Below are 25,364 nucleotides of genomic sequence, written 5' to 3' on the forward strand. Positions count from 1 at the left end.
TTACCGATGAGAAGACTAAATAGACATGATGTATTTATAACTTCATATGTCGGTAACCTTCTGCTTTCTTTTCGATCATTTTAATGCGGATGTAGATGGTTGCCACTATAGGTAGCCTGTGTAGTTTTCTGTCATAAAAGAGATAGATCGCATGGTTGCGGTCTGTCTCTTTTTTTGTGGAAAAATGCTTAATTAGGTGATGGACATTTGTTTTCAAAAAATAAAGGAGGAGAAGGTAATGATTGTTATGATCAAAGAAGCAAGAAAGGCATTAAAGGACTTAGAAAGTGGCTAGTTGCAGATGAAGAGAGACAGGGGATGAGCGAATGTTTTCGATATTTTTTAAATTAAAATGGTTTTTTAAAGAACATTGGAAGAGTTATACAATAGCTATTATTCTTTTAATTTTTGTAGGGTTTATAGAAGTGTTACCGCCAAGAATCCTCGGGATGTTTATTGATGAACTAACAATTGGATCATTAACGAGTAATAAGACATTGGTCTATATACTTGGGGTAGCAGGGATCACCATAAGTACGTATATTATCACTTATTTTTGGATGTATAAGCTATTTGGTGGAGCCAATATTTTAGAATTGAAGTTAAGAAGTAAATTTATGAATCATCTATTTAAGATGACGCCAACTTTTTTTGAAAAAAATAAAACAGGCGACCTAATGGCCAGAGCGACCAATGATTTAAAGGCTGTTTCCGTTACAGCAGGATTTGGAATTTTGACATTGGTCGATTCTACGATTTTTATGCTGACGATTTTAATTACAATGGTGATTACCGTAAGCTGGAAATTAACATTGGCAGCAATTCTTCCACTGCCTATTATGGCCATTATCATGCAAATATATGGGGAAAGAATCCATAAACGCTTTATGGAAGCCCAGGACGCATTCGGTGATATGAATGATAGTGTTCTTCAGTCTATTTCAGGAGTTCGAGTAATCCGCGCTTATGTATTGGAAAAAGAAGAACAAAAACAATTTCATCATTTTACAGAAGATGTCTATAAGAAGAATTTACATGTGGCTAAAATAGATTCCTTATTTGATCCAACTGTGCGAATTCTTGTTGGTTTAAGCTATCTAATTGGACTCGGGTATGGTGCTTACTTAGTGTTTCAACAGCAGTTGACAATTGGGCAGCTTGTTACCTTCAATGTATATTTAGGAATGATTGTTTGGCCAATGTTTGCTGTTGGTGAATTAATGAATATTATGCAGCGAGGCAATGCTTCTTTAGATCGGGTCCAGGAAACATTAAGTTACAAGGCAGATGTAAGGAATCCGGAGAATGGAAAGAAAGAAGAAGTTCCTGAAATTATTCAATTTCAAGATGTGCAATTTCAATATCCATCGTCTAAACAAGAGAATCTCCGTGACATCTATTTGACCATAAGAAGAGGAGAAACAGTTGGGATTGTTGGGAAAACAGGTAGTGGAAAGACGACAATGATTAAACAGCTGCTTCGCGAATATCCGAAAGGAGAAGGGAAGCTGGTGATTAATGGGAATAGCATTGATTCCATTGATTTGCATACATTAAGAGGATGGATTGGTTATGTTCCCCAAGATCATGTCCTTTTTTCAAAAACAGTGAGAGAAAATATCTTATTTGGAAAAGAAGGTGCTGTGGAAGGAGAATTAGAAGAAGCAATTCGTCTTGCCTCTTTTGATCAGGATATCGAAATGCTTCCAGAGGGGTTAGAAACACTTGTAGGGGAAAAAGGAGTAGCTTTGTCAGGGGGACAAAAGCAACGGATATCGATTGCGAGAGCACTTATCCGTAAACCGGAAATTCTCATCTTAGATGATTCTTTATCAGCGGTAGATGCAAAAACAGAACAAAAAATTATCACGAATATAAAGCAAGAACGACAAGCAAAAACAACGATTATTTCGACTCATCGAATGACTGCTGTTCAGCATGCCGATCATATCATTGTGATGGAAGATGGCCATATTGCAGAACATGGAACACATGAGGAGTTAATGAAACAAAATGGCTGGTATAAGGAACAATATATAACGCAACAGACAAAAGTGGATGCAGATGAAGTGGAGGTGAAAGCATGACTACTGGTAAACGATTATTTCAATATGCATTAAAATTCAAAGGGATTATTATTGCTGCGTTAATCATGCTGACAATTGCTGTTATCGCCGATCTGGCTGGTCCATTTGTTGCAAAAAAGGTAATTGATGATCATATAACAGGGATTGAATCACAATGGTATCAAACAGAACCAACAAAAGAGGCAGTAAAATATAAGGGGAATTTCTACAAAAAAGCAGAATATCTTGATTCCGATAAAGAAAAGCTTGCAGAAGTAAGAATCCTCCAAGTGGGAAGACAATTTCTTTTTGTGGAAGGGAAGATTTCATTTGATGGAAGTCGCGAGTTTCATGACGGAACATTGACTATAAGGAAAGGGACAGATGCAAAAACATATCCTGCCACGCTGTTATCAAATGCGGAAGTATTTGATTTCTATAAACCCGAAATTACACCTATTTTAAAGCTGTTATCTTTTTATTTTGGATTAGTCATTATTTCTGCCATTTTCCAATATGGCCAGCACTATTTATTACAAAAATCAGCCAACCGAATTATTCAGAAAATGCGCGAGGATGTATTTGCCCAAATTCAGCGGCTGCCTATCAAATATTTCGATAATCTTCCTGCAGGCAAAGTAGTTGCTAGAGTAACAAACGATACAGAAGCAATTAGGGAACTATATGTAACAGTCCTATCTAACTTCTTCTCTAGTGGAATTAATATTATTGGAATTTATATTGCATTATTTATCTTAAATCCTCCGCTTGCGGCAATATGTTTAATTTTACTGCCGATTTTATATATATGGATGATCGGATATCGCAAATTTGCTTCCCGGTACAATCATGTTATTCGAGCGAAAATTAGTGATATTAATGGAATGGTTAATGAATCTATTCAAGGGATGCATATCATTCAGGCATTTAGCAAAGAAAAACAAACGAGAAAAGAATTTGAGAATTTAAATAACGAGCATTTTCGCTATCAAAATAAGATGCTGCGGTTAAACAGTCTTACTTCCCATAACTTAGTGAACGTGTTACGAAACATCGTATTTGTTATATTCATCTGGTATGTTGCTGGTCAGTCTTTATCAGTAACAGCTGCACTTTCTCTCGGAATGCTCTATGCCTTTGTTGATTATATAAACCGACTATTCCAGCCAGTACAAGGAATTGTCAATCAATTGGCCAATTTAGAACAAGCACTTGTTGCAGGGGAACGAGTATTTGAATTATTGGATGAAGATGGAATAGATGTGGAAGATGTTACGTTAGAAAGATATAAAGGAAATGTCACCTTTGATCAAGTTAACTTTGCCTATAAAGATAACGACTATGTGTTAAAAAATATTTCTTTTGAAGCAAAGCAAGGTGAAACAGTCGCTTTAGTTGGTCATACGGGATCAGGAAAAAGCTCGATTATGAACCTTTTATTCCGTTTTTATGATATTCAATCAGGAAAGATTAAGATAGATGGAAAAGATATTATGTCTTTTTCAAAGCAAGATCTTCGTAAATATATGGGAATTGTTCTCCAAGATCCTTTTCTATTTACAGGAACCATCGCGTCCAATGTCACCTTAAATGATCCTTCTATTTCACGAGAAACTGTGGAGAAAGCATTGAAGGATGTTGGCGCAGATAGAGTGTTAAAGCATTTAGAAAAGGGATATGATGAGCCAGTGATAGAAAAGGGAAGTACTTTATCTAGTGGACAAAGACAGCTGATTTCCTTTGCAAGAGCTCTGGCCTTTGATCCAGCAATCCTAATTCTAGACGAAGCAACAAGCAGTATTGATACAGAAACAGAACAAATAATTCAACATGCAATGGAAGTCCTAAAAGAAGGCAGAACGACTTTTATTATAGCCCATCGTTTATCAACGATTCGCAATGCGGATCAAATACTTGTCCTTGATCATGGAGAGATAGTAGAAAAAGGCAACCATGATGAATTAATGGCAAGAAAGGGCAAATATTATCAGATGTATCAGTTGCAGCAAGGGGAAAGTTTAGTAAGCTAGGAAAAGTTTATCTTTATGGAGAAATAGGAACACCCGAGATTTGCCGAATTAGTTTTATATGGCAAGCCTCAGGTGTTTTTTTGCAGTCTACCTTAACTTAGTCTATTATTTTCCAAATGATAGTGCCAGTTTTTTAGTGAAGGGAAGACTCCCTTCACTTAGTATTCAACGTTTTTGATGTTTCTATTTCTTTTTAAACATTGTTGTATTATCAAGAAGGATTGAATCGAATACCCCACAGTCTAAACAAAATGTATAAATTTTATTTGCTCCATTAATAGACATTTTGTTTGTTTTAATAGGCATAAAGTCTGTCCCTTCTGCGCATTCAACTTCTTCCACATTTAAGTCCATTTTTATTTTGATAATAACCATGCCTCCATCTCATCTATCCGATTTAACCTCCAAAAAAGGGATTAGCCCACCTGATTGCTTTAAAACCTGTTTTTAGTAAAATTCATTTATCATTTATAAAACGTATCGTTTTATTGATTAATGGCAGTAATACAGTAAGATGGTCTTCTTCCTTAAATTCATGAAAAATATGCTGGAAGGAAGGAGAATGATAATTCTGCAATTTCTCAGAGACAGTAATTGCCTTTTGATGCATTTGTGTAAAATGTGATTTTTCTTTTTCTCCAACGGTAAGCAGCAATTTATTTGTGTCTAGAGGGTTTAGTCTTTTTGGAAAAAAGTCTAGTTCTTTTAACAGCTGCTCTTCGTTCCAATGGATGGATGGGCTGCTTGCCAGATAATATTGAAACGAAGAAGGGGCCGTGAAGAGTGTAAAAAGAACAAAAAGTCCTCCGAGTGAATGACCAGCAATCATTTGCTTTTTTGTGTTTATCGGAATGTTCTGCTCTACTAATGGCTTTAATTTCTGTTCGATAAAGGAAAGAAATTGTTTGCCGCCACCAAGAGGCGGCCATTGTGAGCCAGTTGGATTTTTAGGAAGCTGTGTCTGGTCTGCATGAAAGGTAAAGTCGAAATATCTTTCCTCACTATAAGGCTCAGCAGTATCATAGCCTATACCAATGATAACAGCAGAATGTAATCCAGTTTTTTCACGTGTTCTAGTCTGCAAGCGTACCGCTTCTACATAACTACCAAAATTAGCGTTGCCGTCCAAAAGATAGAGGACAGGAAATCCATCTTCAGGAACGGGGATATTTGGGATATAGACAAAGATTTTATATTTTTTTGTCTCATCAATAGAATATGTCCAAATTTCTGTATTGGGAATATAAAAGCTTTCTTTCCATTTCATCAAGGATATCGCCACCTATTTCTTTCTATGCAATAATTTGGTAAAATAAGTGATAATGATTATCAATATTAATTAGGTGAATATATTGTACATATAAATTACGAAAATAACAAGAGAGGAAAATGAGATGATTTATAACTGGGAGAGTATCGAAATAAACTATGGCCGTATAGAACGATTATATGCCAAGAAGATAGAGCGAGTTTTATCGACTAGTTATCTATTTATTTATATTAATAGTGGTGAAGGGATGTTATCGATTGATATCGATAAGTTTCTTTTCAGTAAAGGGGATCTATTATTTATTCCAGCGGAAAGCACCTATCATCTTCAATTTAAAAATACTTGCTGTGTAGACTATTATTTGCTGCCATTTCAATTGTATCAGACGAAAGCTATAAATAGGGATACATATACAAAAGTAGCGCTAAAGAATGAGAACAGTATCATGAAATCATTTGTTTTTCAGTCAGCTGACACAATTCAGCCTATGATGGAGGACCTGTTCAAATTAGAACAAGACGAATCAATAAATAATCATTTTTTAAAAAAGGCAAAACGCTCGCTGATTTTCCATTATTTTGTGACCAATCAACCGCAAAAAATTCCGAAAAATACAATGATTGCGATAGAAGAAACCAAAAGATATATGGAGAAGCATTATGCTGATACCATTTCTACCGCTTTATTAGCAAAAAGAGCAGGGGTAAGCCCTAAATACTACTCCCAGCTTTTTAAAAAAGAGTATGGAATAGGTGTACAAGATTTTTTAACAGAAATCCGTATTCGCAGGGCAAAAGAATTACTCATCAAAACATCCAATAGTTTACGAGTGATTGCAGCAAGTGTTGGTTATGCTGATGAATTTTATCTAAGTAGAGTGTTCAAAAAAATCGTCGGGATTCCCCCAACGAATTATAGGAAGAAGCGAGAGGTGAAGATTGCTTCTTATGATTTTTCAACAACAGGTCATTTACTTGCACTTCAGATAATTCCCTACGCAGCTCCACTGCATCCTAAATGGACCAGTTATTATTATCAGCATTTTCGAGATGATATTCCTATTCATTTAAATACCTACAAGATTCATTCAGAATGGGAAAACAACATACAAAAACTGTCTGCAGAGAAACCAGATAAAATAATCGCGAAGGATGACATATCAGCTGAAGAGAAGCAGGAACTCGAAAAAATAGCACCAGTCTATTATTATTCATTCAAAAATAGCAGTTGGAAAAGCCAATTGCTAGAAATAGCAACCTATATTAATTGCGAAATAGACGCAGAAAACTATTTAAAAAGATATGAAGATAAAGTAAAGGAAACAAGAAAGTTATGGAAGGAATCATTAGAGAGCGAAGCTGTTTTAGTAGTTAGCCTATTTAAAAATACATTAGTCCTCAATCGTTCTAGAACAGCTATTGATCTCGTGTATAAAGATTTAGGATTTACGTCAGCACAACCTGAAGAAGATATTCAATTAAGCGAAGCCATTACACTTTCTGACTTGGTAAGCTTAAATCCAACTTATTTATTTGTTAATATTCGCCAGGATATGGAGACAATTAGCGCTTGGGACAAACTGAAATGCTCAACAGAATGGAATCGTATAGCAGCAGTTAAAAATAAGAAAGTTGCTTTTATCCATTCAGATCCATGGAATGAGTATTCTGCAAGCTCCCACTTACGAGTTCTTGATAATCTCCGAGAGCTGATGATAGAGAAGGAAAAAGTACAAGCATATTAGCGGAAATTATCCATGTTATAATCGGAGCTTTTTTCAGTATAATTCTAATTGATAAAGGTTATCAATCTCAATTAGGATTATATAGAGAAAGGAAAGAGAGTATATGAAAAAGAATTTATTTTTTATTTTCCTAGCGGCTTTTTTATTATTAACAGCTTGTAGTCAAAAGGGAGAAAAAAATACATCTTCATCGATAAAAGATAGTAAAGGGGACGGACAAAGTACGACTCAAGAGGTTACCTATTTAGGGGAAAAATATGAAATTCCAGCTAAAGTAGAGACAATTGTAACAGCAAGCCAAGAAGCGATGGAAGATGCAGCGATGCTGGGTATTAAACCAGCAGGTGCCATTGCAACAGCTGGAAAATTCCCTGCTTATCTAGGCGACTCGATGTCGGAAGCAGAGCAAATTGGCGAAAAAATGCAGCCAAGTGTAGAAAAGCTCTTGCAGCTAAAACCAGATGTTATTCTGGGCACAAGTAAATTTCAACCAGAAGTGGCGGATAACTTAAATAAAGTCGCACCAATGATTCCTGTTTCTCACATTTCAACAAACTGGAAAGATAATTTATTATTACTAGGGCAATTGACAAATGAAACAAAAAAGGCAGAAACAATCATTGCGGATTATGAAAAAAACGTTACAGAGACAAAAGAAAGCATTCACGATAAGCTGGCAGGAAAAAAAGTTGTTATGCTGAGATTAAGAGGGGGCAGCTTATATATTTATCCTGAAACGGTATATTTTAACCCTGTTCTATATGCAGACCTTGGTTTAGAGGTTCCTGAAGAAGTAAAAAAAGCAAAAGCACAGGAAATGATTTCATTAGAGAAATTAGCGGAAATGAATCCAGATTACTTATTTATTCAGTTTGAGGAAACAGAAAACACCGATAGTCCAACAGCATTAGCTGATTTAGAGAATAATTCTATTTGGAAAAGCCTCGATGCTGTTAAAAATAATCAAGTGTATGAAAATGTAGTCGATCCATTGGCAGCTGGGGGAACTGCATGGAGTAAAACAACTTTTCTTAAAGCTTTTGCCGATTTATTTAAATAAGAGAGCGAACAAGGAAACGGAATTATCCCCACCTCATTTCTCCATCTTGGTGGGGGTCTTTTTTTGAAAGGAGGTTCATTCGATCAGGTGATGTCAAATTTGGATAAAGAGAAAGTAAGAGCATATGCGATTATATATAGTGCGCCTTTTTTATGTATTGCAGTTATTCTTTTATCTATTTCGTTAGGGACAATGAATATTTCATTAAAGGAAGTCTTTGATGCCTTTTTTTATTTTGATGCAGAAAATGTGGAGCATACCATTATCCGGACAGCCAGACTTCCTAGAGCAGTAGGAACTTTATTAATAGGCGGCCTTTTGGCAATGTCCGGAGCTATGATGCAGGGAATGACAAGGAATTATTTAGCATCGCCATCCATAATGGGAGTTTCGGATGGTGCTGCATTTATGATAACACTTGCTTTTGTATTTGTTCCAGGACTAAATTCCTTTCAAATGGTAGCTTTTTCTTTTATCGGATCTGCTTTAGGTGTTTTCTTAGTTTTAGGTTTAGCTTCCATTGTGAAGAATGGTTTTTCTCCTTTAAGACTTGCCATTATAGGCACCGTTTTTGGATCTTTTTTAAGCAGTTTATCTTCTGCCATTGCCTCCTATTTTCAAGTATCTCAAAATATGAGCTTCTGGTATAATGCCCGCTTGCACCAGCTTAATAATGATCTATTGCTTATTTGCTTTCCATTAGCCATTATTGGAATTGTTTTGGCATTATCGCTTTCCAAATCAATTGCTATTTTATCGTTAGGAAAAGAAATTGCTACATCACTTGGTCAGAAAACATTCATTATTCAGCTTTTAACGATGGCATCTGTTGTGATGATGACGGGGATCTCTGTTTCGCTAGCGGGCAAAATAGGATTCGTCGGTTTAATTATTCCCCATATTACAAGAATGATGGTTGGGGTTGACTATCGAAAAATAATTCCATGCTCTGGAATTATAGGGGCCATATTTCTCGTCATATGTGATACTCTCAGTCGATTCATTAATTACCCTTTTGAATCGCCAATTGGCATAGTAACAGCCTTCTTAGGTGTCCCTTTCTACTTGTATTTAATAAAGACAAAGGGAGGAGGGAATACTCAACGTGGATAAAGAAAGAAAAAGAACCTATCTATCGATGTATGTATTAATTGCTTTATGTCTCATCGTCATGTTCATTAGTTTATCCAAAGGAGAATATATTCTTTCTTTTCAAGAGATAGGAAGGAGTATTTTTCGTTATCATCCTGATGCTAATACGGATCTAGTTATATTTGAGTTCCGTCTGCCCAGAATTATTTTGGCCATTTTTGTTGGCTTCGGATTGGGGATTGCAGGTTCTATCCTGCAGAGTATAACGAAAAATGGTCTTGCGGATCCTGGAATATTAGGAATTAACAGTGGAGCCGGGGCTGCGATTGTTGCCTATATGTTTTTCTTTCAAGGAGTGCTTAATCTTAATAAGGATAGCTTATGGTTTGTGTTAAGTATGCCGCTTATTGGCTTAGTTGGTGGATTTATTGCTGCATTTGTTATTTTTTTATTAGCAAAAGATAGAGAAAGACTGGACTCGCAAAAACTTATTTTAACTGGAATAGCCATAAATTCTGGATTTGGTTCTTTGGCCATGTATATGTCCTTAAAAATGAAAGCACAGGATTTTGAAATGGCGACAGTATGGCTGACTGGAAGTATTTATAATGCCAATTGGCTATTTATTCTTGCAATGCTACCATGGTTTTTACTAATCATTCCATTTATTATTCGAAAGGCGTACTCGCTTGATTTATTTCAATTGCAAGAAACAGTAATGATTGGTTTAGGAGTAAAAGTGGAAAAAGAAAAATGGCTCTTGCTATTATGTGCTGTTGGCATGATTGGAGCATGTGTGTCTGTTTCAGGAAGCATTGGTTTTATTGGACTAATGTCACCACATATGGCAAGACTGCTAGTTGGATTAAAAAATCGAAATTCCTTGATAGTTTGTGGGTTAATTGGCAGTTTCTTCATGTTAATAGCAGATTTAATCGGCAGAACAATTGTCGCACCTGCAGAAATTTCAGCGGGAATTATTTTAAGTATTATTGGTGCACCCTATTTTGTTTATTTATTAGTAAAAGCTAAAGTGTAGAGGTTGAGAAATGGATAGTTACAGAAGTAGGAAAAGAAATATAAGGGGAACGGTAAGGGAGGTTCAGATACAAACTCGAACTTTGAGTATCTACCTGCCACCTTCTTATAATAAATTATCAAGTAGTTTTCCAGTAATCTACGTTCATGATGGAGGAAATCTTTTTCATCCTATCTTACATGAATTAGAAGAATTATTCTCTTTAGATAGAGCAGAGGAAGTAATTCTTGTGGGAATTGAACCCAAAGAACGACTTCATGAGTATACGCCTTGGTATTCACCTAGTCTTAGTTCCACTTTTCCACCATTTAAGGGGGAAGGAAAGGCCTATTTATCCTTTGTGACGCAAACGATTAAGCCATATATCGATACAAGCTTTCATACTAAAGCAGATCGACAAAACACAGGTATGATAGGAGCCTCACTAGGAGGGCTCATTTCTTTATATGCTATGTATGAATTTACTGATTATTTCTCTAAATTTGGGCTCCTTTCCCCATCACTATGGTATCCGAACAGCCTTTCCTATGTGCAAAAAAATGAGATGCAGATGGAAAATAGTGTTTTTTTGTATGTTGGGGAGGAAGAGGGGAAAAGCAAGGTTAATATTCAAAGGTATATGGTTGAAAATGTTTTGCTGGTAAATGAAGTGTTTTTTAAAAAACTTCCAAAGGAACAGTATCAATTTATTCTGGGAGAAAATGCGGATCATAATAGAGAGCACTTTATTAAACAATTTCTCCATGCGATAAAGTGGTTATACCCTAAATAAAGCAAGCCCCCCTAAATTAGGAGGGCTCTAGCCATTATATTAAATTTTCAATTAGCCTTGAAATCCACCTAGTTGCTTTTCAGCCATTTGTACTAAGCGTTTTGTGATTTCTCCACCAACAGATCCGTTAGCGCGAGAAGTTGTTTCTGCACCAAGGTTTACACCAAATTCAGATGCAATTTCGTATTTCATTTGGTCTAGAGCTTGAGATACTCCTGGTACTAAAAGTTGATTTGAAGAATTGTTGTTTGCCATTGTGTTCCAGCTCCTTCTAGTTGTTTTTTTGGTTGGGTTAACTGGAATTGCACCAGTCTGTAAGAAATATCTTACTACCACTAGGTATAACCCAATAATATGGAAAGTAGTAGTTGTTTATGTTTGCTCTCGCCTTGGTTGCTACTTGTACTATTATTATGGTTGGATTTCATTATCTTATTCTAGAAAAAATCAAGGAAATTAATTCCTTTTATTCCTGCTGGATAGTTTCTAAATACAATAGAGAAACTAAACGTAAGAATAAATTCAACGCAAAAAAGGCTGATTTTTTTAGGGTAGAATATAGAGAGGTGAATTTGAAATGGGCTCCATTTGTCCTATCTGTAATGGCTTAGGAAATTTAGAAAGCGTTTGTTCTAATTGTGGAGATCGTGTAGAGGACAAAGGCAGAGTGATGGATTATTATGATGACTATAGTGCCTATATGCCGATTGATCAAATGAAGCTAGAAAACGGCTATCAGGATTTATCTGCACATTTATGTCCCCATCTTGTGCTTTGTCCACAATGTGGACAAGAAGAGGTATTGTTTATCCAGGAATAGAGGCTAACCATTAATAAAAGCTTACCATGCATCAGCAAGGTAAGCTTTGAATTTAACTTTTTTATTAGCGAATACGAAGTTCTGTTTCTTTATCAAAGAAATGACCTTTATTCATATCAAGTGCTAATTTCACAGATTGACCAGCTTGAAGGTCTGCTCTAGAATCTAAGCGAGCAACAAATTCCTTGTCAGAAAGAGTAGAATATACAAGGCTTTCTGCACCTGTTAATTCAAACACTTCTACTTTTGCATCAAAACTTGTATTTTCTGAACTGTTTAAGAATACTAATTCATCGTGAATATCTTCTGGTCGGATACCAAAGATAACTTCTTTACCGATATAATTTTGTTCCCGTAATGTTTTTAATTTTCCTTCTGGAATAATGAAAGCATTATTACCGAGTACTAATTTATTGTCTACTACTTTTCCTTCAAAGAAGTTCATTGCTGGTGAACCAATGAATCCGCCAACGAAAACATTTTCAGGTTTTTCATATACTTCTTTTGGAGCACCAACTTGTTGGATAACTCCATCTTTCATAACAACAAGTCTTGAAGCCATTGTCATTGCTTCTGTTTGGTCATGCGTTACATAAATAGTAGTAGTTTGCAGTCTTTGGTGAAGCTTTGAAATTTCAGCACGCATCTGCACACGTAATTTAGCATCTAAGTTGGATAATGGCTCATCCATTAAGAATACTTTCGCATCACGAACAATGGCACGACCTAGTGCAACCCTTTGACGTTGTCCACCGGATAATGCTTTTGGTTTTCTTTTTAAATATTCTTCTAATCCTAAAATTCTTGCAGCGTTATTTACTCTTTCTTCAATTTCCGCTTTAGGGAATTTACGAAGCTTTAAACCAAATGCCATATTATCATAAACCGTCATATGTGGGTATAGAGCATAGTTTTGGAAAACCATTGCGATATCACGATCTTTAGGTGCAACATCGTTTACACGTAACTCATCAATATAGAAATCACCTTTTGAAATATCTTCAAGACCTGCAATCATCCGTAGAGTTGTAGACTTACCGCAACCAGAAGGACCAACAAATACGATAAATTCTTTATCCTGAATGTGTAAATTAAAATCTTTAACCGCTTCAACTTTTTCATCATAGATTTTATAAATATTTTTTAACACTAGCTCTGCCATCTTGTTTTCCCCCTACCAATTTGATAATTCTACTTTATCATTTTTGATACCGTTTTCAAATCGGCAAAATGCATGAAAAACGCTTACAGAGTTTTGAGCAAAATGCCTAAGAGCTTGTATAGCCAGTTTTCTATAAAACTTCCCAGTAAAAAAAGCCAATATTGGCTTTTTAAGCTACTTCCCGCTAGTGTAGAATAGGCAGGCAAGATAGGTGGTGATATAAGAATGATAATTCTTTAGGTTCAGACCTGTTTTTTCTGTAAACTTATCAAGTCGGTATTGTAAGGTATTGCGATGGATGAACAATTGTTTTGCAGTATTAGTGCTGTGTCCATTGTTTTCAATAAATGTTTTGATAGTAAGCAGTAGTTCCTTGTCTTCTTCAAAAATGGAAAACCATTCTTTAAATAAATCAAGTTCGTCTTCCTTCAGTCTGCTGATTAACAGGTTAGGCAGAATCGTTTCTAAGCTAAGAACGGTGGATTTCGGCATAAATGCCAAACCTTTTGAAAAAAAGTTTCGTTCTTGTCCAAAAATAACCGGAATAGAACTATTTAGTTTCAGCTCTTTTCCCATGTAAAAGCAAATGGAAAAAAAGAAATCAGATTGCAAAGCTTGAGCAAGAGCAGTGAAATCTTCCTCCTCTAAATATTGTGCATTTTGCTCTATTACAACCCCTTCATTGGAGCCATTCCAAATAATAAGGCTATTTTCATGAATAAAACCATCAAATGCCGATTCAATTAATTTTCTTTCAATGGAAGTAGTATCACCTTTAATATGAAACTGGATGAAACGTAATGTCTCCATATTTTTGAAAGAAGGCTGTTCTCCGTTAAAATATAGGTACTGATTCCAACTGTATTCTTCCTTTTTTAATGTTTCATCTGGTTGAAAAAAATCATAGCAAGCTTTTAATAATTCTAGCTGAGAGTCATCAATCTCCTGTTTTTGAATCCCAATCCAATCATCTTGAAAATCAACCTTAAACCAATAGTAATCGGAAAGCTGTGATGGAGATGGGGGCACTGCTTGCTCCAAGCTATGTTTATAATAGGCTAATAATTTATGCTTCAATGGATGGGTCCCTCCGAAATGTTTTCATAATTTTATTCTATACCGATTTATAGAAAAGGGGCAAGTGATGAAGATGGTTTGTGGTGAGGAAGTTTGGCTGAAAAGAGTGGCGTTTTGGCTGATAAAAAGGGAGTTTGGCTGAAAAGTCCGAGGTTTTGGCTGATAAAATAAAAGTTTGGCTGAAAAGAGTGGTGTTTTGGCTGATAAACAAGAAGTTTGGCTGAAAAGAGTGGTGTTTTGGCTGATAAAAAGGAAGTTTGGCTGAAAAGAGTGGTGTTTTGGCTGATAAAAAGGGAGTTTGGCTGAAAAGTCCGAGGTTTTGGCTGATAAAATAAAAGTTTGGCTGAAAAGAGTGCAGATTTGGCTGAAAAAATAAAAGTTTGGCTGAAAAGAGTGGTGTTTTGGCTGATAAACAAGAAGTTTGGCTGAAAAGAGTGCAGATTTGGCTGAAAAAATAAAAGTTTGGCTGAAAAGAGTGCAGATTTGGCTGATAAACCAAAAGTTTGGCTGAAAAGACCACAGATTTGGCTGATAAAATAAAAATCCGGCTGGAAAATCCTCCACATTAGCTGACAAAATCATAAAATCAATCGAATGAAAGCAAAAAAGCACCCCCTTTGCCAATAAAAAGCGAAAGGAGGGGATGCCTGAACAGTTTATTTGATTAGATGAGGGGGTTCTTCTTCCGGTAGTTCCCTTGCTTCCTCCATATTTGTGTTATTTTCTCTATTTATTACTGTTCCACCTGCTAACCCTTCATTTATGATTCGATCAATATCTAAATAAGCTTTTTCTTTTCCCTCGTATGGGAGATCTTTTTTAGCTTTTTTCATGATAATCCCTCCTAAGTTTTAGGATGGGTCATCTCCTGCGATTTATTCTGAAAGGGGAAATTAGTTAATGAATAAAAAAGCTTTATTAGCTGCTGGCATCGTTTTTCTTCAATTTCTTTTTCGTCAAATAACATCGGTTTGGCATTAACCTCGAAAAGATAATACTGGCCATTCTTATCGACACAGGCATCGATGGAAAACTCACCCGTAAAACCATATTTTTGGGTTAACAAGATTCCACAGTGATCAACTATTTTTTTGAAAAATAAGTCATGCTCTTTTTGTTGTACTTCCTGATAAGAAAGCAATTTTCCGCCGGAAGGTATATGGGTTGTGACATTCTGCTGGGTTGATTGTCTCACTCCCACTCCAGTAAGGACATAGCGATTTTCAAAGGTAACTAATAGGCGAAAATCATAGCGATTTCCATTATATAAGGCTCCGTCAATTTCTTCTTGGAGCAAGTACTCTCTTTGGAGCCAATCTTGCTGATACTGTTCCCAGACTTGATTTAAACTTGAGTAGTATTTGGTCTCCTCGGTTGTACTGACATGGATAGAATCGTTTTGTTTTAATCTGATACGGTAAATATTTTTCCCCTTAAAGCCTTCTACTGGTTTTAAGTAAATATTTTTATACGTAAGCAGAAAATCAGCAAAGTCTTCCTTCTGCTTTAAAAGAGTTGTTTTAGGCAAATGCTCTTTTAAGAAAGGGGAATCACGAAACAATTGATGAAGCTCCCATTTATTAATAAATGAAGCGTTAAAAAAGGGGATTCCTTGTTCTTTTAAAAAGGACACGGCAGTCTGAAAGGGTTCCTGCTTCTCTGTTTTTCGAAAAGGAACACGATTATAGACAATGTTTGGTAACGGAGTAATCGCTTTTATCCAACTGTTTCTGCTGGAACAAAATATATATCCCGTTAGTTTTTCTGTCTGTAAGTTTTCAGGAGGAAAGATAACGATAATTCCTCCCGCATGTTGTTGAAGTTTTTCCTGTAGCTGTTTAAAGAGCTCGCCATTTCCAATTAATTTATTATGTTTATTTCTTGCAATCATAATTCCGATTAATGGACCAACCTTATCTTCATGTGGGACAATTGGGAAAGCTGCATGGTTGGCAGCTGGCATTAAATTAGCTAAGCACATGTTAGATGCCCCAAAAAGGTAAGTATCCCGCGAGGCTGTATACCAACATTCTTTTTCGGAATCATAATAAATATTCATTGGTAGATATCCTCAAGATTTTTAATACTTTGATCCATTAGGAAGACTGCGTATTCGAGCGATTTTCTGCGAGTCTCTAAATCAAATTTTTTAAGAGAAGGATGCTTAAAAATACTTCTTCCCGGCTTTGCATTGGCTTCGAATAACCATACGCGTCCTTTTCGGTCCAATCCTAAATCAAAGCCGATTTCTCCTATATATCCTTCCATTTGTTTTTCCATGGCCTTACTTATTTGCAAGGACGCCTTCGATAGTTTATTGCTTATTTCTTCGCAATGAAGGTCTGTATTGGTTAATTCTTCGATTGCTTTAACCGTACCACCATTATTAAGATGAGTGGTAACACTGCCTGTGCCTGCAATTTTTGCGGCCATTGCCGTCATTTCCCATTGACCATCTTTATTTTTATTAGTATGCACACGGAAATCGACTGATTTTTTTTCTGAACGAATTAAGTGAATACCTTGTTGAACGATATAATGAGATAAATTCTGATTTTCGAATAAGTGATTCATTAATGCTTCCAAATGATCAAATTTCATTAAGCGATTACCCTGCTCCTCATCTTTAAAGCGAGTATAATAGCAGCCATCCTTTTTATCAAATAGTATTTGGTAGATTCCCTTACCAAGACTTCCATTTTTAGGTTTTATATAGACATTGCCGAAGTTGCTCAGCATTCTTTCAATGACAGAAAAATTAGTGAGTGCATGGGTTTCAGGCAAATAATCGGAAATACTGTCATCCTGAAGAAGTCGTTCATAAATATCGAGTTTGTTAAAGAAACCAGGATTATACCAGGATATAGAGTATTCTTTCTGTAATCGCGTTTTAACGGCCTGGATTCTGTGGAGATTTTCAATTCGGCGATTTGGGATACGGTCATAAACGACATTCGGAAAAGGAACTTCTACTGATTTCCAGCCATCTTCATAAAATAGTCCATTAATTGTTCCTGTTTCCCAATTAATATGCTGCTCTCCAAATAGGAAGGCAATGACTCCCACTGTTTTTTGCACAGAAAGAAGTTTAGAAAATAGAATCGAGCGATCCCCGATTGGGCGAACTTTAATTGTTGAAAAGCCAGAAGTGAATATGCCTACGAGTGGGCCGATATAGATGGTTTCGTCATCTGAAAATAAGTGCACATTTGAACTGTTGGAAGGCAGTAGTAATTCTTTAAAAAGATCGGAACTAATGCCTATGATATTTTTTGATTTTTTATGTTTTTTTATAGTGGCTTCTTTGCTGACGGTTCCAAATGCAATTATTTTCAAATTTTTATTTGCTTCAAAGTCTGTTGGTAAGTAAACAGTATTTTCGCTGTTAGAGATTATTTCGATAGGATATAGCTTCTTCATCTCGATTCCTCCTTTTATCATCAGCAAGTTTAGCAGCATAAAGGATTGGAGCTTGATAGAGCTTTTCACATAGATGTGGATATGCTGTCATGATTACTTTTCTCCCAGGCTTTGAATTTACATCAAGAATCCATAATGACCCATTTGGTGAAATGCCAATATCTACGCCAAGCTCAAATAGTGTAGAGAAGGAATTTTCTAAAATAGAAGGAAGGAGGGTAAGAATTTCCTCCATCTCTTGTTTAAGAAAGCCTTTTAATGGAAAGGGAGCGGTTTGAAACCAATCTTCAAAAGCGATAATCGACGCACCAGCACTTAAATTAGAAATAATTCTTCCTTTTTCGCCAATGCGGATTCCTTTTTCGATAACGTTCCATTCTTCCTTTGGATTTTTTTGCATAAAAGCGCGAATATCAAATGGCTGCTCTTCTTTGTTAGTAAGTGGAAGATGGGCCTGCATGATATAAGAATTTCTTTTTAACAGCTGGTTAAGCCATTTATTAAAAGTCACTTGATCCGAAAATATTTTTTCTATTGTTTTTTCTTTTTTATCTGTTCTAACTAAGATGTCTTTATTTTGCTTTTTAATAAAATATAGTCCATTTCCTTGAGAACCATTTATTGGTTTAATAATGACAGGATTTAAGTTCTGAAAATTTATTTGATTGGCTGATTGTAAGAGAAAAGTTTCAGGAATATATGCAGAAAGTTTTGACTCGCGTAATACTTGGTATAGCTTCCATTTATTTGGTAATCCATTGCCGAGAAAAGTAATTGTCGGTTGTTTTTTCAGCCACTGAATAATATTTTTGCATTGAATGGAATGTGAATCATCATGATAAAAGCAGCGATCATATAGAATAGAAGGAACCGGAAATTCTGCTTCTATCCAACTATCTGAATCTGGCATATATTGTTTTCCTTTTACGGTATGTGTAAAGGGATGATAAGTAGAAGGGACAAAATGATAGATCGTAAATCCGAAATCCCTTCCATATTTTGCGATTTGGTGAATGTAATGATTTTCATGGTCGAGGGATAATGACATGATCCCGAAATTATTCATCGTCTGATAGCTCCTTTAAACAAGGGGAAAAGGAAAGTGCAATAAAATATTCAAGTAAAGCTTTTGTGGATGGCCTTGTTTTTTCAATATGTTCCTCTAATTTCTTAGAAGGTTTAGAGTTTACCTCTATGATCCATAAGTGTCCTTGTTTATCCATGCCTATGTCGATTCCAAGTTCACCTAAGTATCCATCTGTATTTTTATGGAGGAGAATGGCAATTTCGATTGCTAATCTTTTTAATTCCTCCAATTTTTGTTCTGCATTTTCTGTATGCAGCAATTCATTTAACACCGCTTTTGCAGGCTTCATCTCTGCGCCTTGGGCAAGATTGGCAACAATTGCATTCTTTTGGGCAATTCTGGCAACGGTAGATGTTATTGTCCAGTTCCCTTGATAGTTTTTGTGGCAAAGAATACGAAAGTCAAGGGAGCGCCCTTGCCATTTTTGAAAATCTATTCCTTGCTGGCAAATATAAGATCTTCCCTTACTGTAGTGTTCTAGCCATTTCCAAAGTTTTTTTTCTTCCGTGAAAAGCTGGCTTTTCCCTTTCCTTTTTCCAGAAGAAATTGTAGCAATATAATGATTGTTAAAGGACTCAATATGAATGATATTTCTGCCTTGGCTTCCATGAACAGGTTTCACATAGAGAACTGGAAAATTCTTAAGCATAAAGTGTAAGTTTTCCACAGTTAAAGGCTCCGTTACCGGTAAATGGAGAGTAACTTCCGCATTTTTTACGAGAAGTTGATATGTTTCATCCTTTGAAAAAAATTTACTATTAAAAATAGGAATTTCTTTGTCTTCTAATATTTTTTTGAGCTGCAAAAAAGAAGTACTTGCCTCTGCCTTTCGCGAATGAAGTCGATTATAAACGACATTAGGATAAGGTAATGGTTGTTTAGACCAGGTGTTATTAGCAAAAAAATAACCGTGAACGAAATCATCTTGAACATGCTGTAATCCGAACAGATAAAAGAATCCGCCTATTTGCGTTAATTCTTCCGTCAATTCCTTGCATAAATGTTGAATAGCAGGAAAAGAAATATCCTCTTTGTCGTCGTTCACTTCTGTTAATATACCAATAACAGGGCCTAAATGGATTATTTGATTCTTGTGATAATAAGGCAGAAGATAGGTGTTGATTTCTTTAGGAATTGGCAAGTTTTTTTCTAAATCTGTACTAAAAACAATATCTTGTTTTTCAAGTGAATGTGTTTGTACATTTACTGGAATAAGCATTTTAGCTATACATACATAAACGTCATCATGGAGATCCACATGTAAAAATTTTAATAAAGAGGGACTGATTGCAATAGATAATCCTTTTAATGTTTTTTGAAAATCATCTTTTTTTGTTAGTTGCAAAAATTTCAGAGTCATCCAGATTCCCCATTTGTTTTTCAAGTTATGAAGAGGCAATACGGATATTCGCCTATTTTGGTGCTGATATATCTTATGAAAGATAAGCAAAGGTGTGAAAGACATAGGAAAAAGATTTATCGATTAGCTGCCGAAGAATTGTTTGTATTAATTTTTAGAAGCTTTCTTGATTTTCTGAAATAGAGGTATTTCTGGTATTATGATGCATAGTTTGTTATAGTGGAGTCAATTGTTAATGAAAAGGAGTTGTTTAAATGGCAGTAAATTTACATGATCCTGCTAATGCTTTAGAGAAAGCGATTCGTCAAAGTGATGAATATACAGAATTGAAAAAGATGTATGATACGGTAAATGGAGATCCTTCTGCGAAAGCGATGTTTGATAATTTCCGTAATATTCAATTACAGCTTCAGCAAAAGCAAATGTCTGGTCAAGAAATTACACAAGAAGAAGTAGAACAAGCCCAAAAAACAGTAGCACTTGTTCAACAACACGAAAGTATTTCGAAATTGATGGAAGCAGAACAACGTATGAGCGTATTAATTGGTGAATTGAACCAAATCATCATGAAACCATTAGAAGAGCTTTACGGTCCTGCTCAACAACAATAATAATGACAAAACTCCTCTACTCTTAGTAGGGGTTTTTTATGGTTGCGGGGGCGTTTCCTGTGGCTTATTTAGAAAACAAGAGGAGGACGGCATGCCGCCGTCCTCCATTAGCCAAATTTATTTAATTATTCTTAGAATCTGCTGCCGCCAAGTTGTTGCTCAGCCATTTGTACTAATCTTTTAGTGATTTCGCCACCAACAGAACCGTTAGCACGAGAAGTAGTTTCAGCTCCAAGATTTACCCCGAACTCTGATGCAATTTCATACTTCATTTGATCCAATGCTTGAGATACTCCAGGAACTAATAATTGATTTGAATTGTTATTTGCCATGATGAATGTTTCCTCCTTGAGTAATTTAATTTGTGTTACGTTTATTATTTTAAAAAAAATGACTTATTTTATTCAAAAAAGTAAAAAGCAATTTTTTCCATTGGTTTGCTATACTACACTACTCGATCCTAAAAAGGATTGCGAGCTTTAAATTAAATTTGAGCACATAACAGAACGTATTTTACTACCTAACAACGAATCCTCGCATTACAAAATCTTACCGAAATAAATTCATACATCTTTTGTTAATCTTCCCTCAAAAGTTCTATTATGCTTGTTTTCTACATAAATGATATATAAAGACAATACATCGAAGAAATGGGGGAAATTTATGATCTATCGCTTACTAGCTTTAAATATCGATGGTACTCTCCTTCAATCAAATGGCCGCTTAACGAAAGCGACAAAAGAGGCGATTGAATATGTACAGCAAAAGGGAATTTATGTAACGCTTGTAACTGCAAGGAGCTTGCCCTCTGCGAAAAAGGTGGCAAAAGCGTTGAAATTAAATAGTTACATCGTGGCACATGAAGGAGCATTAGTGGCCAATAATGAAGATGATACTATTTTTGTTAAACGAATCGCAGACGACCTTACATCAGATATTGTCCGATTCTTAGAAGGATTCATATGCCAAATTCGTTTGGTACATGAAAAATTCTCACTAGCTAACAAATCAAAACTCCATCATAATATGCTTGCAAAAACGGTCTTATCATCTGGAGATCCAGTCTTTTATTCCCACCAATTTGTCGATGTTTTAAGTGATGTTTTATTAGAAGAACCAGTAAGTCCGCCCAAAATGGAAGTTTATTTTGAAGAGAAAAAAGACTGCGAGGATGCAAAAGAAGTGCTTGGAAAAATGTTTGATAATATCCATATTGTTCAACATAATGAGTTGCGTCTAGATATTTTACCAGCTGGTGTATCGAAACGAAGCGGGTTGTTATTTTTAGGGGAAAAGCTCGGGATAAAGAGCAGCGAAATGGTTGCCATAGGAGACGGATTAGACGATTTAGAGGTAATTGAAGCAGTAGGTCTTGGTGTGGCAATGGGAAATGCTCCAAATCAATTGAAAATTGCAGCGGACTGGGTAACGAGATCTAATGACCAAGAAGGGGTTGCTTACATGGTCAAGGAACACTTCCGTAAACAGCATCCCATTGAGTTTTTGCGCAAGATGAATATTATAAAATAGCTATTATTTATATTTTTATAGGAGGAGAAGTCACGCGGAGACTTCTCCTGTTCCCTTTTCTAGAATAGCTAACAGAAAGTCTTTTGACCTTTCTAGTTATTTTTTTTACACTGCAGTATAATTGGTTAAATAAAGCATGATAATATTCAGAATAAAAGGTGAGTTGAAAAATAACGATGAAACAAATATATATACAAGGATTAACAGATGAACGTTATATTAGGCCATTAGAGCACATAGGCAATTTATTTTTTGAAGATACAAAGGTGCTTTATAGAGAACTAGAAGAAAAAGCAGACCTTCATGTTGAGTTCGAAACAGAAATTATTGGGCATGAATTTATCGTAAAAGGCAAGCTCAAGGAATTAAAAGAAGAAACTATATGTAATAGCCATGCAGATCTTAGTCAGTTAACGGATAAAGAAATATTTAAGCAAATGAAAAAAGCCATTTCCAAAAGTTATTTATTATTGCTGCAAGAGTATACAGGAATGGTGCAAAAATGGGGGATTTTAACAGGTATACGCCCAACAAAACTTCTTCACCGGCATATGCAAAAGCAAACACCGATAGAAGAGGCGCATCAATCTCTTCGTGAGGAATATTTAATGTCCGATGAAAAAATCGAGCTAATGCAGAAAATCATTGATCGCCAATTAGCAGTGATTCCTGATTTATATGATTTGAAAAAAGAAGTAAGCATCTATATTGGAATTCCATTTTGTCCGACAAAATGTGCTTACTGTACGTTCCCAGCCTATGCCATTAATGGACGACAAGGCTCAGTTTCCTCCTTTTTAGGCGGGCTTCATTATGAAATGGAAAAGATAGGGGAGTGGCTAAAAGAAAAAAATATTAATATTACAACCGTCTATTATGGGGGAGGAACACCAACAAGTATTTCAGCAGAAGAAATGGACATGCTTTACGAGCGCATGCATGCTTCTTTTCCAAATGTAGAAAACATTCGTGAAATCACGGTCGAAGCAGGGAGACCGGATACGATTTCGCCAGACAAACTGGAAGTGTTAAAAAAATATAATATCGATCGAATTAGTATTAATCCACAATCGTATACACAACAAACATTAAAAGCGATTGGTAGACATCATACAGTAGAAGAAACAATTGAAAAGTATCATTTAGCACGTAAGCATGGCATGAATAATATTAATATGGATTTAATTATTGGGCTTCCAGGTGAAGGTGTGGAAGAATTTCAATATTCTCTTGATAAAACAGAAGAGTTAATGCCTGAATCACTGACTGTTCATACTCTGTCGTTTAAACGTGCGTCTGAAATGACGCGTAATAAATCTAGATATAAGGTAGCGGATAGAGAGGAAATTCAGGAAATGATGAAGATGGCGGAAGAATGGACAGAGAAACATGATTATGTCCCGTACTATTTATACCGTCAGAAAAATATTCTAGGAAATTTAGAGAATGTCGGCTATTCAAAGAAAAACCAGGAAAGTATCTATAATATTATGATGATGGAAGAACTGCAGACGGTTATTGGTGTAGGCTGTGGAGCGTCCAGCAAATTTATTCATCCTGTTACAGGTAAGATTACCCAATTTTCTAATCCTAAACATCCTAAAACATATAATGAAAGTTTTGTGGAATATACGGATAAAAAAATTGCCTTGTTAAATGAACATTTTTCATTAGAAGCATCTAAATAAAGATCATTAAAAATCTATTAGAACTATTTCCGTTCTGGTAGATTTTTTTGTTTCTGTGATTATTTTCGTATGGAAAAGAAAGACTAGTGTCAAACTAATAAAGGTATTTCACTAAATTGCCATTTTTCTATCGAGAAAAATAGTTGCTTTTTGCAGTAAAAACGAATAACATAGATAATGTTGTTTTTAAATGTTCGTTTTTTGGAGGTTCTTTCATGTTTAAGTTAAAGGAAAATAATACAACTGTGAAAACAGAGTTAATGGCTGGATTCACAACTTTTTTAACAATGGTTTACATAGTAGTAGTCAATCCAGGAATTTTAAAAGAAGCAGGAATTCCATTTGACCAAGTATTCCTAGCAACCATCATAGCAGCTACTATCGGGACGTTGTGGATGGCTTTGCTTGCAAATTATCCTATTGCTATTGCACCGGGTATGGGATTGAACGCATACTTTGCTTTTTCGGTTGTTGGAAATAATAACGTCGATTATACGGTAGCACTCTCTGCAGTATTTGTTGCCGGTATTATTTTTGTTATCTTGTCATTAACATCATTTAGAGAAAAATTAATTCAAGCTATTCCAGATAATTTGAAACATGGAATAACAGCTGGTATTGGTTTATTTATAGCATTTATCGGGTTGAGACAAACGGGAATTATTGTTGCCAATCCAGAAAATCTAGTTGGACTAGGTGATCTTCAGTCTCCCACTGTCATAATCGCCCTTATTGGTTTAGCTATTACGATTGTTCTGTTTAGTTTGAATATAAAAGGTGCGTTATTTATTGGGATGATTGTAACAAGCATTATCGCTTACTTTACTGGTTACTTATCCTTTGAAAATGGAATTATGGCAAGCCCGCATTTACCAGAGGGACTTATCATTAGCAATCCAATTTCAGCATTTGGCGATGTTATTCAACATGGATTGTACGCTGTCGTTTTCTCCTTTTTATTGGTAACGATTTTTGATACCACTGGTACGATGATTGGGGTGGCTGAGCAAGCTGGATTAATAAAAAACAATAAGCTGCCAAAAGCAAGGCAGGCACTTCTTGCTGATTCACTTGGAACATCTGTTGGCGCAATGTTTGGGACAAGTCCAACCACTGCTTTTATTGAATCGACATCAGGTGTTGCAGCAGGTGGCCGTACTGGTTTAACTGGTGTTACAATTGCTGTTTTATTTATTATTTCTGCCTTTTTTGCTCCGTTAGTGAGCAGCATTTCTGGTTTATCTGCTATTACAGCTCCTGCTCTAATAATTGTAGGAAGCTTGATGATGGGGGCAATAAGTGATGTGAAATGGTCAGAGTTTGATGAAGCATTCCCAGCATTTATAGTCATCCTAAGCATGCCGCTTACATCAAGCATTGCAACAGGAATTGCCCTTGGATTTATCTCCTATCCATTATTAAAGCTAGTAAAAGGAAAAGGAAAAACGGTTCATCCACTCGTTTACGTATTTGCCGTATTATTCCTTTATCAATTAGTGTTCTTACCACATTAAAAGGAAAAAGCTGCTGTTAGAC

Annotated in this window: 24 protein-coding genes; 12 read left to right on the top strand and 12 right to left on the bottom strand. The window is 35.6% G+C overall.

Annotated elements, in window-relative coordinates:
- The first annotated feature begins 326 nt into the window (after window positions 1-326).
- Together NiCM35_RS11815 and NiCM35_RS11820 are read left to right on the top strand one after the other, a co-directional pair.
- A complete protein-coding gene (locus NiCM35_RS11815; RefSeq protein WP_095330137.1) occupies window positions 327-2,087 on the top strand; it encodes an ABC transporter ATP-binding protein in 1,761 nt (586 codons plus the stop codon).
- The gene (locus NiCM35_RS11820) at window positions 2,084-4,096 is read left to right on the top strand and encodes an ABC transporter ATP-binding protein (protein ID WP_163188169.1); all 2,013 of its coding nucleotides are present in this window, start codon (window positions 2,084-2,086) and stop codon (window positions 4,094-4,096) included. The genes NiCM35_RS11815 and NiCM35_RS11820 overlap by 4 nt, the downstream gene beginning before the upstream one ends.
- 183 nt (window positions 4,097-4,279) lie before the next feature.
- Here NiCM35_RS11820 and NiCM35_RS11825 read toward each other — a convergent pair whose 3' ends face one another.
- Complete coding sequence (locus tag NiCM35_RS11825; protein WP_249879021.1) at window positions 4,280-4,471, bottom strand: hypothetical protein; 192 nt, start codon at window positions 4,469-4,471, stop codon at window positions 4,280-4,282.
- An 82-nt stretch (window positions 4,472-4,553) separates the two neighbouring features.
- Entirely contained in the window at window positions 4,554-5,363 is an 810-nt protein-coding gene (locus NiCM35_RS11830) for an alpha/beta hydrolase (RefSeq protein ID WP_433779624.1), read from the bottom strand.
- 127 nt (window positions 5,364-5,490) lie between these two features.
- Between NiCM35_RS11830 and NiCM35_RS11835 the strand changes: the two genes are divergently transcribed.
- From NiCM35_RS11835 to NiCM35_RS11855, 5 genes are all read left to right on the top strand, one after another.
- The gene (locus NiCM35_RS11835; protein WP_433779611.1) at window positions 5,491-7,110 is read left to right on the top strand and encodes an ABC transporter substrate-binding protein; all 1,620 of its coding nucleotides are present in this window, start codon (window positions 5,491-5,493) and stop codon (window positions 7,108-7,110) included.
- A gap of 103 nt (window positions 7,111-7,213) precedes the next feature.
- Window positions 7,214-8,170 carry an iron-hydroxamate ABC transporter substrate-binding protein gene (locus tag NiCM35_RS11840; protein WP_123259078.1) on the top strand — a complete coding sequence of 319 codons (957 nt, stop codon included), beginning with the start codon at window positions 7,214-7,216 and terminating at the stop codon, window positions 8,168-8,170.
- 90 nt (window positions 8,171-8,260) lie between these two features.
- Complete coding sequence (locus tag NiCM35_RS11845; RefSeq protein WP_095330131.1) at window positions 8,261-9,283, top strand: FecCD family ABC transporter permease; 1,023 nt, start codon at window positions 8,261-8,263, stop codon at window positions 9,281-9,283.
- 25 nt (window positions 9,284-9,308) lie between these two features.
- On the top strand, window positions 9,309-10,301 hold the full coding sequence (locus NiCM35_RS11850) for a FecCD family ABC transporter permease (RefSeq protein ID WP_123260907.1): 993 nt from the start codon (window positions 9,309-9,311) through the stop codon (window positions 10,299-10,301).
- A 10-nt stretch (window positions 10,302-10,311) separates the two neighbouring features.
- The gene (locus NiCM35_RS11855) at window positions 10,312-11,073 is read left to right on the top strand and encodes an alpha/beta hydrolase (RefSeq protein ID WP_171509413.1); all 762 of its coding nucleotides are present in this window, start codon (window positions 10,312-10,314) and stop codon (window positions 11,071-11,073) included.
- A gap of 51 nt (window positions 11,074-11,124) precedes the next feature.
- Here NiCM35_RS11855 and NiCM35_RS11860 read toward each other — a convergent pair whose 3' ends face one another.
- Entirely contained in the window at window positions 11,125-11,328 is a 204-nt protein-coding gene (locus NiCM35_RS11860; RefSeq protein WP_031535675.1) for an alpha/beta-type small acid-soluble spore protein, read from the bottom strand.
- A gap of 322 nt (window positions 11,329-11,650) precedes the next feature.
- Here NiCM35_RS11860 and NiCM35_RS11865 point away from each other — a divergent pair, with 322 nt between their 5' ends.
- Complete coding sequence (locus tag NiCM35_RS11865; RefSeq protein WP_095330127.1) at window positions 11,651-11,893, top strand: hypothetical protein; 243 nt, start codon at window positions 11,651-11,653, stop codon at window positions 11,891-11,893.
- A 64-nt stretch (window positions 11,894-11,957) separates the two neighbouring features.
- Here NiCM35_RS11865 and NiCM35_RS11870 read toward each other — a convergent pair whose 3' ends face one another.
- The 8 genes from NiCM35_RS11870 to NiCM35_RS11905 form a co-directional block, all read right to left on the bottom strand.
- Complete coding sequence (locus NiCM35_RS11870) at window positions 11,958-13,055, bottom strand: ABC transporter ATP-binding protein (protein WP_095330126.1); 1,098 nt, start codon at window positions 13,053-13,055, stop codon at window positions 11,958-11,960.
- Window positions 13,056-13,229: 174 nt separating this feature from the next.
- Window positions 13,230-14,132 carry a PucR family transcriptional regulator gene (locus NiCM35_RS11875; RefSeq protein WP_095330125.1) on the bottom strand — a complete coding sequence of 301 codons (903 nt, stop codon included), beginning with the start codon at window positions 14,130-14,132 and terminating at the stop codon, window positions 13,230-13,232.
- A gap of 47 nt (window positions 14,133-14,179) precedes the next feature.
- Complete coding sequence (locus NiCM35_RS11880; protein WP_433779614.1) at window positions 14,180-14,698, bottom strand: hypothetical protein; 519 nt, start codon at window positions 14,696-14,698, stop codon at window positions 14,180-14,182.
- Window positions 14,699-14,788: 90 nt separating this feature from the next.
- The gene (locus tag NiCM35_RS11885) at window positions 14,789-14,965 is read right to left on the bottom strand and encodes a hypothetical protein (RefSeq protein WP_164463914.1); all 177 of its coding nucleotides are present in this window, start codon (window positions 14,963-14,965) and stop codon (window positions 14,789-14,791) included.
- A gap of 11 nt (window positions 14,966-14,976) precedes the next feature.
- The gene (locus NiCM35_RS11890; RefSeq protein ID WP_164463784.1) at window positions 14,977-16,113 is read right to left on the bottom strand and encodes a YheC/YheD family endospore coat-associated protein; all 1,137 of its coding nucleotides are present in this window, start codon (window positions 16,111-16,113) and stop codon (window positions 14,977-14,979) included.
- Window positions 16,114-16,187: 74 nt separating this feature from the next.
- Window positions 16,188-17,552, bottom strand: a complete 1,365-nt coding sequence (locus NiCM35_RS11895) for a YheC/YheD family endospore coat-associated protein (protein WP_095330121.1) — start codon at window positions 17,550-17,552, stop codon at window positions 16,188-16,190.
- Window positions 17,518-18,618 (bottom strand): YheC/YheD family endospore coat-associated protein, encoded by a 1,101-nt coding sequence (locus tag NiCM35_RS11900; RefSeq protein ID WP_095330120.1) that lies wholly within the window; start codon window positions 18,616-18,618, stop codon window positions 17,518-17,520. Before NiCM35_RS11900 ends, NiCM35_RS11895 begins: the two co-directional genes overlap by 35 nt.
- Window positions 18,611-19,999 carry a YheC/YheD family endospore coat-associated protein gene (locus NiCM35_RS11905; RefSeq protein ID WP_163187612.1) on the bottom strand — a complete coding sequence of 463 codons (1,389 nt, stop codon included), beginning with the start codon at window positions 19,997-19,999 and terminating at the stop codon, window positions 18,611-18,613. The genes NiCM35_RS11900 and NiCM35_RS11905 overlap by 8 nt, the downstream gene beginning before the upstream one ends.
- A gap of 254 nt (window positions 20,000-20,253) precedes the next feature.
- Here NiCM35_RS11905 and NiCM35_RS11910 point away from each other — a divergent pair, with 254 nt between their 5' ends.
- Complete coding sequence (locus NiCM35_RS11910; RefSeq protein WP_047943039.1) at window positions 20,254-20,610, top strand: YlbF/YmcA family competence regulator; 357 nt, start codon at window positions 20,254-20,256, stop codon at window positions 20,608-20,610.
- Window positions 20,611-20,741: 131 nt separating this feature from the next.
- On the opposite strand, the gene NiCM35_RS11915 is transcribed toward NiCM35_RS11910, so the two are convergent.
- Window positions 20,742-20,942 carry an alpha/beta-type small acid-soluble spore protein gene (locus tag NiCM35_RS11915; protein WP_047943041.1) on the bottom strand — a complete coding sequence of 67 codons (201 nt, stop codon included), beginning with the start codon at window positions 20,940-20,942 and terminating at the stop codon, window positions 20,742-20,744.
- A gap of 331 nt (window positions 20,943-21,273) precedes the next feature.
- Here NiCM35_RS11915 and NiCM35_RS11920 point away from each other — a divergent pair, with 331 nt between their 5' ends.
- The 3 genes from NiCM35_RS11920 to NiCM35_RS11930 all read left to right on the top strand — a co-directional run bounded on the left by NiCM35_RS11920 (window position 21,274) and on the right by NiCM35_RS11930 (window position 25,342).
- Window positions 21,274-22,140, top strand: coding sequence for a Cof-type HAD-IIB family hydrolase (locus NiCM35_RS11920; protein ID WP_095330118.1), 867 nt, complete (start codon window positions 21,274-21,276; stop codon window positions 22,138-22,140).
- Window positions 22,141-22,316: 176 nt separating this feature from the next.
- Window positions 22,317-23,828: a coproporphyrinogen III oxidase gene (locus tag NiCM35_RS11925; RefSeq protein ID WP_095330117.1), complete on the top strand. Its 1,512-nt coding sequence runs from the start codon at window positions 22,317-22,319 to the stop codon at window positions 23,826-23,828.
- Between the two features lie 215 nt (window positions 23,829-24,043).
- Window positions 24,044-25,342 (top strand): NCS2 family permease, encoded by a 1,299-nt coding sequence (locus NiCM35_RS11930; RefSeq protein WP_123257213.1) that lies wholly within the window; start codon window positions 24,044-24,046, stop codon window positions 25,340-25,342.
- Window positions 25,343-25,364: the final 22 nt, after the last annotated feature.

Origin of the sequence: Niallia sp. M35 (assembly GCF_050971705.1) — a bacterium.
GTDB lineage: Bacteria > Bacillota > Bacilli > Bacillales > Cytobacillaceae > Niallia > Niallia circulans_A.

Bases quoted from the DNA above. Each gene is read 5' to 3' on its own strand.
- NiCM35_RS11815 (WP_095330137.1), top strand. From the start codon at position 327: ATGTTTTCGATATTTTTTAAATTAAAATGGTTTTTTAAAGAACATTGG.
- NiCM35_RS11820 (WP_163188169.1), top strand. From the start codon at position 2,084: ATGACTACTGGTAAACGATTATTTCAATATGCATTAAAATTCAAAGGG.
- NiCM35_RS11825 (WP_249879021.1), bottom strand. From the start codon at position 4,471: ATGGTTATTATCAAAATAAAAATGGACTTAAATGTGGAAGAAGTTGAA.
- NiCM35_RS11830 (WP_433779624.1), bottom strand. From the start codon at position 5,363: ATGAAATGGAAAGAAAGCTTTTATATTCCCAATACAGAAATTTGGACA.
- NiCM35_RS11835 (WP_433779611.1), top strand. From the start codon at position 5,491: ATGATTTATAACTGGGAGAGTATCGAAATAAACTATGGCCGTATAGAA.
- NiCM35_RS11840 (WP_123259078.1), top strand. From the start codon at position 7,214: ATGAAAAAGAATTTATTTTTTATTTTCCTAGCGGCTTTTTTATTATTA.
- NiCM35_RS11845 (WP_095330131.1), top strand. From the start codon at position 8,261: ATGTCAAATTTGGATAAAGAGAAAGTAAGAGCATATGCGATTATATAT.
- NiCM35_RS11850 (WP_123260907.1), top strand. From the start codon at position 9,309: ATGTATGTATTAATTGCTTTATGTCTCATCGTCATGTTCATTAGTTTA.
- NiCM35_RS11855 (WP_171509413.1), top strand. From the start codon at position 10,312: ATGGATAGTTACAGAAGTAGGAAAAGAAATATAAGGGGAACGGTAAGG.
- NiCM35_RS11860 (WP_031535675.1), bottom strand. From the start codon at position 11,328: ATGGCAAACAACAATTCTTCAAATCAACTTTTAGTACCAGGAGTATCT.
- NiCM35_RS11865 (WP_095330127.1), top strand. From the start codon at position 11,651: ATGGGCTCCATTTGTCCTATCTGTAATGGCTTAGGAAATTTAGAAAGC.
- NiCM35_RS11870 (WP_095330126.1), bottom strand. From the start codon at position 13,055: ATGGCAGAGCTAGTGTTAAAAAATATTTATAAAATCTATGATGAAAAA.
- NiCM35_RS11880 (WP_433779614.1), bottom strand. From the start codon at position 14,698: ATGTGGAGGATTTTCCAGCCGGATTTTTATTTTATCAGCCAAATCTGT.
- NiCM35_RS11885 (WP_164463914.1), bottom strand. From the start codon at position 14,965: ATGAAAAAAGCTAAAAAAGATCTCCCATACGAGGGAAAAGAAAAAGCT.
- NiCM35_RS11890 (WP_164463784.1), bottom strand. From the start codon at position 16,113: ATGTGCTTAGCTAATTTAATGCCAGCTGCCAACCATGCAGCTTTCCCA.
- NiCM35_RS11895 (WP_095330121.1), bottom strand. From the start codon at position 17,552: ATGAAGAAGCTATATCCTATCGAAATAATCTCTAACAGCGAAAATACT.
- NiCM35_RS11900 (WP_095330120.1), bottom strand. From the start codon at position 18,618: ATGAATAATTTCGGGATCATGTCATTATCCCTCGACCATGAAAATCAT.
- NiCM35_RS11905 (WP_163187612.1), bottom strand. From the start codon at position 19,999: ATGACTCTGAAATTTTTGCAACTAACAAAAAAAGATGATTTTCAAAAA.
- NiCM35_RS11910 (WP_047943039.1), top strand. From the start codon at position 20,254: ATGGCAGTAAATTTACATGATCCTGCTAATGCTTTAGAGAAAGCGATT.
- NiCM35_RS11915 (WP_047943041.1), bottom strand. From the start codon at position 20,942: ATGGCAAATAACAATTCAAATCAATTATTAGTTCCTGGAGTATCTCAA.
- NiCM35_RS11920 (WP_095330118.1), top strand. From the start codon at position 21,274: ATGATCTATCGCTTACTAGCTTTAAATATCGATGGTACTCTCCTTCAA.
- NiCM35_RS11925 (WP_095330117.1), top strand. From the start codon at position 22,317: ATGAAACAAATATATATACAAGGATTAACAGATGAACGTTATATTAGG.
- NiCM35_RS11930 (WP_123257213.1), top strand. From the start codon at position 24,044: ATGTTTAAGTTAAAGGAAAATAATACAACTGTGAAAACAGAGTTAATG.